Annotated in this window: 2 protein-coding genes and 1 pseudogene; all 3 read left to right on the top strand. The window is 31.5% G+C overall.

All coding sequences use genetic code 11. From position 1 onward, the window contains the following. On the top strand, positions 1-307 hold a 307-nt coding region (locus AC1DOS_RS19610), incomplete at its 5' end, for a S16 family serine protease (protein ID WP_477538834.1). Positions 308-815: 508 nt separating this feature from the next. Next, positions 816-1,223 (top strand): annotated as a pseudogene (locus AC1DOS_RS19615) (NUDIX hydrolase). A 209-nt stretch (positions 1,224-1,432) separates the two neighbouring features. Beyond that, positions 1,433-2,050, top strand: coding sequence for an NUDIX hydrolase (locus AC1DOS_RS19620; RefSeq protein ID WP_477538835.1), 618 nt, complete (start codon positions 1,433-1,435; stop codon positions 2,048-2,050). Positions 2,051-2,127: the final 77 nt, after the last annotated feature.

Genomic DNA, 2,127 nt, shown 5'->3' on the forward strand with positions numbered 1-2,127 from the left:
GAGCGGTAGCAGTGCAGGTTTAGGTTTAGTATTATCGAGCCTCTCTGAACAAGGGGAATTTGAAAATGATATGCTAATCGGCGTAACAGGTGCCATAAGTAAAACTGGGAAAGTAAAAGAAGTTGGTTCAATAAATGAAAAAATACAAACCGCAAATGAAAATGGCCTTCCTCATATAATCCTACCACTTGCAAATCTTTCTGAAGCCAAAGAAGTGAAAAAAAAACTTAACCTCCCGATTGAAATAATAGGAGTTCATGATGTTGATGAAACTATTCAACTCATAAAGGAGCTCAATAAAAGGTAGATTTCGTTCAAAAGGATAATTAAACAAGAATTTAAGAAAAATCCTGATTCAATATGATCAACTTCAGAAAGAGGTATGTATGAAAGTTAATATTAACAGATCGTCATTTATACTTTCTTTTTTTTGTATCCCTTTATTTTTATTTTAATATCATCTGAAAGTTTTATAAGTGTATTTACTAAAAACATAGGGATTCATCCATTAAATATTGTCTTAGCCGTAACGTTGATTTCATTTCTTCTTGGAGTTCTTGGATTAAAGGATGTAAGGGATCGGAAATAAATGGCAAGAAGTGTATTTACTATTGTTTTTACAATATGTGCTTCTGGGATATTAATTTTCATTATATTCTTTGGCAGTTTACTTACTTAACATTATTGCAATCATTAGCTTTACTTTAAAATCGTTGAGTAGCTAAGACACGAGACKCTGATTAGTTGGAGAAGGACTTAAGGTTGTTTAGTGTTCTTCTTGTATAAAAGCAAATATGAAAATGGAGATTGAGATAATGACACCACCAAAACATATATTGTTTCAGCCGCAACAATTGTACTAAATGATCAAAAAGAAATTTTATTAATTAAAGGACCAAGACGAAGATGGGAAATGCCTGGCGGACAGGTTGAAGAAGGAGAATCATTGATGGATGCTGCAATCAGGGAAACAAAAGAAGAATCGGGAATAGATATTGAAATAACGAAATTTTGTGGAGTTTTTCAAAATGTTAGTGGATCAATTTGTAATACATTACTTTTAGGTAAACCTTGGAGGAGAACTTACAACAAGTACTGAGAGTCTAGAAGTAGGATATTTCCCAATTGAAAAAGCATTAGAAATGGTTACCTGGAAAAATTTCAGACAAAGAATTGAGTGTTGTATAGACGATAAACTTCAACCTTTTTATATTGATTTTTAACTTTTTCTGCTAATTGAGTCTTAAACAAAAGGAAAGTGATGTGTTTAATATTTATAGTTTAGAAATAATTCAAAATAGAATACAATCTGTGTTTACAATAGAAGTACATTGGTTGCCTGACAATCAATCATTGGAATTTGCAATGGAGCCTAATGCTGTGTTTAAACATGTATCTGAGTTTATTGATTTTCTAAATGCTGGTATGCCGAATGAGTCATAAATGGTTGGAGTGGGCAAAAAGGATCCAATCATTGTCTCAAGCAGGATTAGCTTTTTCAAAAGATATTTATGATATTGAACGTTTTGAAGAATTACGAATGATAAGTGCTGAAATTATGGAAGAATACACTGAATTAGATTTGCAAAAAATCAAGGATTTATTTACGAATGAGACAGGTTATCAAACGCCAAAAGTAGATGTTCGAGGAGTAGTGTTTAGGGATGATAAAATCTTAATGGTTAGAGAAAATATTGATGACAGATGGTCTATACCTGGTGGGTTTTGYGATGTAGGTTTGTCTCCATCTGAAAATATTATTAAAGAGTTAGAAGAAGAATCTGGATATATTGTAGAACCAGTGAAAATGCTCGCTTTTTTGGATATGAATAAACATCCACACCCTCCTCAACCTTATCATTATTATAAAATGTTTATTAAATGTGAGATAGTTGGAGGAAATGCAATTACTGGAATAGAAACAAAAGATATAAAATTTTTCTCTGAAAATAATTTACCTAATCTTTCTACCGATAGAAATACAGAGTCACAAATTAAAACACTTTTTGAATTTCAAAGGAACCCTCATAAAGAGTCGATATTGGATTGAAAAATATTCTTCTTATTCATCTCTCTTGAAAATTCAATTCCAGACTGCAACCWTTTTCATTTAAGAAAGCGGAAATG

The organism is Paenisporosarcina sp. P5_A11 (assembly GCF_056400705.1).